This is a genomic window from Streptomyces anandii JCM 4720 (genome assembly GCF_014650655.1).
GTDB classification, from domain to species: Bacteria; Actinomycetota; Actinomycetes; order Streptomycetales; family Streptomycetaceae; genus Streptomyces; species Streptomyces anandii.
Genome location: NZ_BMVJ01000001.1, coordinates 254798 through 260959, shown reverse-complemented (window position 1 = coordinate 260959; position 6162 = coordinate 254798). Strand labels below are relative to the sequence as shown.

The window sequence follows — 6162 nt, the reverse complement described above, 5'->3', positions numbered from 1 at the left end:
GCAGGGAGCCGGCCGTCCACGTGGTCAGCTCCTTCGGCCATATGGCCTCGTCCTCGAAGACGTAACCGGTCCAGTACAGGCCGGTCTCCGCGTCGCGCAGGTGCTGGATGGACTGCAGGACGTCCAGCGCGCGGTCGGACTCGCCCACCGCCCACAGGGCCAGGGCGAGTTCGGCCGACTCACCGCCCGTCACCCACGGGTTGGGCACCACGCAGCGCACGCCGAGACCGGGCACCACGAAGCGGTCCCAGTCCGCGTCGATGCGGGCCTTGGCCTCCGCGCCGGTCAGCGCGCCGCCGAGCACCGGGTAGTACCAGTCCATCGAGTAGCGGTCCTTGTCCAGGAACCGCTCCGGGTGCCGCCGGATCGCGTGCCGCAGCGCGCCGACCGCCAACTCCCAGTCGGGCTGCGGCTCTTCGCGCTGCTCGGCGATGGCGAGCGCGCAGCACAGCGCGTGGTGGATGGAGGAGCAGCCGGTCAGCAGCGCGTCCGCGGTGGCCGTGCCGTCGTCCTCGCGCTTCCAGCCGATCTGCCCGCCCGGCTGCTGCAGCCCCAGCACGAACTCGGTCGCCGCGTACACCACGGGCCACATGCGGTCCAGGAAGGTGTCGTCGCCGGTCGACAGGTAGTGGTGCCACACCCCGACGGCTATGTAGGCGACGAAGTTGGTCTCCCGGCCCCGGTCGGTGACGTCGTCGTGCGCCCCGTCGGCGTAGGCCGCGTACCAGGAGCCGTCCTCGCGCTGGTGCCGGGCCAGCCACTCGTAGGCCCGCTCGGCCGCCTCGTGCTCGCCCGCCGCGTCCAGCGCCATCGCGGCCTCGACGTGGTCCCACGGGTCGAGGTGGTGGCCGCGGAACCACGGGATCGCCCCGTCCTCCCGCTGCACGGCGAGGATGCCGCGTACGGTCGCGGCGGCCTGCCCGGCGGTGAGGACCCCGGGCAGGACGAGGTGTTCTGTCCGGGGAGTGGTCACTTGGCGGCCGCCCCGCTCTTCTCGGTCTTCCCGTCCCCGCTCCGCTCGTCGACCCCCGGCAGGTGCGGCTTGGTCGCGTACGCCACGAAGCTCTTGCCGATCAGCGGGTTGAGCGCCTGCTCGGCGACCCGGGTGACCAGCGGCTTCCTCATGATGTCCCAGACCAGCAGCTTGTGGTACGCGCGCACCGGCAGCGCCTTGTCGTTGTCGACGCCGAAGGCGCACTTGAGCCACCAGTACGGCGAGTGCAGCGCGTGCGCGTGATGCGTGCCGTACGGCCTCAGGCCGGCCTCGCGGATCTTGCCGAGCAGCTCGTCGGCCCGGTAGATGCGGATGTGGCCGCCCTCGACCTCGTGGTAGGCGTCGGACAGGGCCCAGCAGACCTTCTCGGGGCCGTAGCGCGGCACGGTGATCGCGATGCGGCCGCCGGGCTTGAGCACGCGCACCATCTCGGCGAGGACGCCCTTGTCGTCCGGGATGTGCTCCATCACCTCGGAGATGATGACGACGTCGAAGGACTCGTCGGGGAAGGGCAGCGCGAGGGCGTCGCCCTCCATGGCGGTGGCGGTGGCCCCGGCGGGCGCCTCGCCGGCCTCCTTCATCGCCGCGAACCACTTCGCGACCTCGCGGATCTCCTCGCCGTTCTGGTCCAGCGCCACGACCTGGGCGCCGCGCCGGTAGCACTCGAACGCGTGCCGGCCGGCGCCGCAGCCGAGGTCCAGGACGCGGTCGCCCGGGGCGAGCGGGAACCGGGAGAAGTCGACGGTCAGCACGTGGCCCTGCTTTCGGAGTAGACAGCCTCTGAGGATGCGGAGCGGCCGGGATCCTGGACCGCGGTGGGGGTCCCCCCGTTAGGAGAGTGGGGGAGGTGAGTGCCCGTGACCGCGGAGCGGGCGATGGCCTCCCGGTACTGGGCCACCGTGCCCTCGGCGGCGCGCGCCCAGGTGAACCGCGACAGCACCCGCTCCCGCCCGGCCGCCCCCAGCCTCGTACGCAACTCCGCGTCCCCCAGCAGCCGGTTCAGCCCGGCGGCCAGCGCTCCCGCGTCGCCCGGCGGCACCGCCAGGCAGGTCTCGCCGTCGCGCCCGGCGACCTCGGGGATGGCCCCGCCGGTGGTGGCGACCAGAGGCGTGCCCGTGGCCATCGCCTCGGCCGCGGGCAGGGAGAAGCCCTCGTAGAGCGACGGCACGCACGCGATCTCGGCCGAGCGCACCAGGCCGACCAGTTCGGCGTCCGAGATGCCCTTGACGAACTCGACGGCGTCCTGAAGGCCGTACCGCTCGATGGCCTGCGCGACCGGTCCGTCCTCGGCCCGCTTGCCGACGACGACGAGGTGCGCCCCGGGGTGCTCGGTGCGCACCTTCGCCAGCGCCTCGACGAGGAAGACCAGCCCCTTGAGCGGCACGTCCGCGCTGGAGGTGGTGACGATCCGCCCGGGCACCTGCGGCACGGACGCGTCGGGCGAGAACAGGTCGGTGTCGGCGCCGATGTGCACGACGTGGATGCGGTCCTCGCGCACCCCGAGGTGGTCGACGATCTCCTGGCGGGAGGTGCCGGAGACGGTGAGCACGGAGGGCAGCCGGCGCGCGACGCGCTTCTGCATCCGGGTGAAGGCGTACCAGCGGCGCACCGACAGCCGCCGCAGCCGGCCCTCGGCGGCGTCCAGTTCCAGCTTCCGGTCCACGGTGATGGGGTGGTGGATGGTGGTCACCAGGGGGGCGCCGACGTCGCCGAGCAGTCCGTAGCCGAGGGTCTGGTTGTCGTGCACGACGTCGAACTCGCCGCGGCGGGCGCGCAGGTGGCGGCGGGCGCGCAGCGAGAAGGTCAGCGGCTCGGGGAAGCCCCCGGTCCACATGGTGGCGACCTCGAGCACGTCGACCCAGTCGCGGTACTCCTCGCGCCCGGGCGTGCGGAAGGGGTCCGGCTGGCGGTAGAGGTCGAGGCTGGGCAGTTCGGTCAGGTGCAGGGAGCCCCGGTAGCCCTCGTTTCCGTCCTCGTCCTCGTCGAGTACGGGGTAGGGCTGGGCGCCGATCACCTCGACCCGGTGACCGAGGCGGGCCAGTTCGCGCGAGAGATGGCGTACGTAGACGCCCTGGCCGCCGCAGAACGGGTTTCCCTTGTAGGTGAGGAGCGCGATGTCGAGCGGTCGCCCGCCGTCCGCGGCGAGGTCCGTCGGGGACCCCGTCCGACTGGCCTCAGCGGTCACTCTGGGCCCCCTTCTGACTGCACTGTCCCGCGAGATTACGCCGGGACGCTAATCTAGAACAAGTTTCAGACTTGATCGTCCAGGAGGCTCCGAATCTACCGGCAGGTAGCCGCGGTGTGAGCAGTGGATCAGGTGATTCGCGCCACGGCCGGGGCACCGCGCCGCCGTCCGGATCGAGCGCCTCACCTACTGCCACGGAGCGGGACCCATGCCTGCGGAAGCCACACCGGGAGCCAGAGCGGCGCGCCCGTCCCCCGGGCCCGCGGCCTCGCGCGCACAGGGCGCGCAGGGCGGGCCGTCCGCGTCGCCGTCCGCGTCGCCGCCCACCTCGCCGCTCACCGAGCGGCAGGAGGCGCGCCGTCGCCGCATCCTGCACGCGAGCGCCCAGCTGGCCAGCCGGGGCGGCTTCGACGCGGTGCAGATGCGCGAGGTCGCGGAGTCCTCGCAGGTCGCGCTCGGCACGCTCTACCGGTACTTCCCGTCCAAGGTCCATCTGCTGGTCGCCACGATGCAGGACCAGCTGGAGCGCATGCACGGCACCCTGCGCAAGAAGCCGCCGGCCGGGGACAGTGCGGCCGAACGGGTGGCGGAGACCCTGATGCGCGCCTTCCGCGCGCTGCAGCGCGAGCCGCACCTGGCCGACGCGATGGTCAGGGCGCTGACCTTCGCCGACCGCAGCGTGAGCCCGGAGGTGGACCAGGTCTCCCGGCAGACCACCGCGATCATCCTGGACGCCATGGGCCTGGACGGCGATCCCACCCCAAAGCAGCTGTCCGCGGTCCGCGTCATCGAGCACACCTGGCACTCGGCGCTGATCACCTGGCTGTCGGGGCGCGCCTCGATCGCTCAAGTGCGGATAGACATAGAGACGGTGTGCAGGCTGATCGACCTGACGACGCAGCCGGACCGCGGGCCGCGGGCATGAGCCTGCGGGCATGAGCCTGCGGGCATGAAAAAGACCTACGAGACGGGTTCGTCGCCCGACCGTCGACGTCGGCCCCAGCGGATGCGTAAGCGTCACGCGGAAGTCGGCTACTCCGCTCGAGTTTCCTCGCTCGCCTCGTAGGCTGATTTCAGGATAACTCCGACGAAACCGGACGCAATACCCGTACCAAAATATTTCTACTCCTCCGGCGGGAAGACCGGCTCCCCGCTGCTCAACAGGGTGATCGCGATGGCTTCCACGGGGCAGTTCTCCGCCGCCAGCAGGATCCCCTCGTCGGCGTCCGTCTCCGCCTCCACCGGCCGGGACTGGCGTCCCGCGTCCAGCCGGAAGCCGCCGGGGGCGCGGTGCACGCACTGCGCGGATCCGATGCACAGCGACCGGTCGACCTCCACGTGCCAGCGGTCCCCCATCCCGCTCACGCCTCCCGGCCGGCAGGCAGGTGGATCATCTTGTGCTCCAGGTACTCCCCGTACCCCTCGGGCCCGAACTCCCGCCCCAGCCCGGAGTTCTTGTAGCCGCCGAAGGGACCGAGCATGTCCAGGCTGAAGGTGTTCACGGAGTACGTGCCGGTGCGCACCCGCCGTGCCACGTCGATGCCGTGCTCCACGTCGGCCGTCCACACGCTGCCGCTGAGCCCGTAGTCGGAGTCGTTCGCGATGCGCAGGGCCTCGGACTCGTCGCCGTAGGGCAGCAGGCAGATCACCGGGCCGAAGATCTCCTCGCGGGCGATGCGCATGGAGTTGTCGACGTCGCCGAAGAGAGTCGGCTCCACGTACCAGCCGCGGTCCAGGCCCTGCGGGCGGCCGCCGCCGGTGAGGATCTTGGCGCCCTCCTCCTGGCCGATGCGGATGTAGTCGAGGTTGCGCCGCTGCTGGCGCCTCGCCACCAGCGGGCCGACCTGGGTGGCCGGGTCGAGCGGGTCGCCGACCTTCAGCGCGCCGGCCGCCTGGGCGAGGGCGTCGGCGAACTCGTCGTAGCGCGAGCGCGGGAGCAGCACGCGGGTCTGGGCGACGCAGGCCTGCCCGTTGTTCATCCAGGCCGCCGGGACGATCCCGGCGACGGCGGCCTGGAGGTCGGCGTCCGGCAGCACCACGGCCGCCGACTTGCCGCCGAGCTCCAGCGTCACCCGGGTGAGGTTGCGCGCGGCGACCTCCATGACCCGCTTGCCCGCGGCCACCGAACCGGTGAAGGCGACCTTGTCCACGCCGGGGTGCCCGACGAGGTACTCGCTCACCTCTCGGTCGGCCGGCAGGATCGACAGCACACCCTCGGGCAGCCCGGCCTCGCGCGCGATCTCGCCGAGGACGTAGGCGTCGAGCGGCGACTCGGGCGAGGGCTTGAGGACCACGGTGCAGCCGGTGAGCAGCGCGGGCGCGAGCTTGGCGGCGGCCACGAACTGCGGCACGTTCCAGGGCACCACGGCCGCCACGACCCCGACCGGCTCGCGCCGCACGAGGATCCGCCCGAGCACGCCGTCCCGGGTCTCCTCGCAGGGGAAGTCCCGCGCCACGGTGATCGCGGCGTCCCACACCATCATCGCGCCGAGCGCCTGCGCGAGGACGCTCCAGGAGTAGGGGGAGCCGTTCTGCGCGGAGATGAGCCGGGCGATCTCCTCGTGACGGGCGCCGATCGCGTCCTTGATCCTCGTCACGACCTCGATCCGCTCGTCGAGGCCGAGGCGCGGCCAGGGCCCCTCGTCGAAGGCGCGGCGCGCGGCGGCGACGGCACGGTCGACGTCCGCACGGGAGGCGTGCGGCACCCGCCCGAAGACCTTCTCGGTGTGCGGCGAGACCACCTCGATGACGTCTTTGCCCAGGGGGTCGGTCAACTCCCCGCCGATGAACAGCTGTCCGTGTTCCACGAGCTCGGTCATAACCGACTGCCTCCTGCGGCACGGGTGTCCGGCAGTTTCTGACGCTCTTTCAGAACTGATATCAGTTCTAGTTATAGTGGGCAATGGCCGTGTGAGCGGTGGCCGTGGAGGGGGACGGAGGACGGGTCTATGGCTCTGACGTTCGATCACGGTGGTGGTGTGCG

At 71.9% G+C, this 6162-nt stretch carries 6 protein-coding genes; 1 reads left to right on the top strand and 5 read right to left on the bottom strand.

Annotated elements, in window-relative coordinates:
• The 3 genes from IE249_RS01170 to IE249_RS01160 all read right to left on the bottom strand — a co-directional run.
• Positions 1-973, bottom strand: a 973-nt coding sequence (locus tag IE249_RS01170) for a prenyltransferase/squalene oxidase repeat-containing protein (RefSeq protein WP_229857161.1), incomplete at its 3' end; no start/stop codon positions are given.
• Positions 970-1746 (bottom strand): class I SAM-dependent methyltransferase, encoded by a 777-nt coding sequence (locus IE249_RS01165; protein WP_189702858.1) that lies wholly within the window; start codon positions 1744-1746, stop codon positions 970-972. The genes IE249_RS01165 and IE249_RS01170, both read right to left, overlap by 4 nt.
• Positions 1740-3179 carry a glycosyltransferase family 4 protein gene (locus IE249_RS01160; protein WP_189702857.1) on the bottom strand — a complete coding sequence of 480 codons (1440 nt, stop codon included), beginning with the start codon at positions 3177-3179 and terminating at the stop codon, positions 1740-1742. The genes IE249_RS01165 and IE249_RS01160 overlap by 7 nt, the downstream gene beginning before the upstream one ends.
• Positions 3180-3387: 208 nt before the next feature.
• Here IE249_RS01160 and IE249_RS01155 point away from each other — a divergent pair, with 208 nt between their 5' ends.
• The gene (locus IE249_RS01155) at positions 3388-4104 is read left to right on the top strand and encodes a TetR family transcriptional regulator (protein WP_189702856.1); all 717 of its coding nucleotides are present in this window, start codon (positions 3388-3390) and stop codon (positions 4102-4104) included.
• A gap of 197 nt (positions 4105-4301) precedes the next feature.
• Here the strand turns inward: IE249_RS01155 and IE249_RS01150 are convergent, their stop codons facing one another.
• Together IE249_RS01150 and IE249_RS01145 are read right to left on the bottom strand one after the other, a co-directional pair.
• Entirely contained in the window at positions 4302-4535 is a 234-nt protein-coding gene (locus tag IE249_RS01150; protein WP_189703207.1) for a ferredoxin, read from the bottom strand.
• 5 nt (positions 4536-4540) lie between these two features.
• On the bottom strand, positions 4541-5998 hold the full coding sequence (locus tag IE249_RS01145) for an aldehyde dehydrogenase (RefSeq protein ID WP_189702855.1): 1458 nt from the start codon (positions 5996-5998) through the stop codon (positions 4541-4543).
• Between the last annotated feature and the right edge of the window lie 164 nt (positions 5999-6162).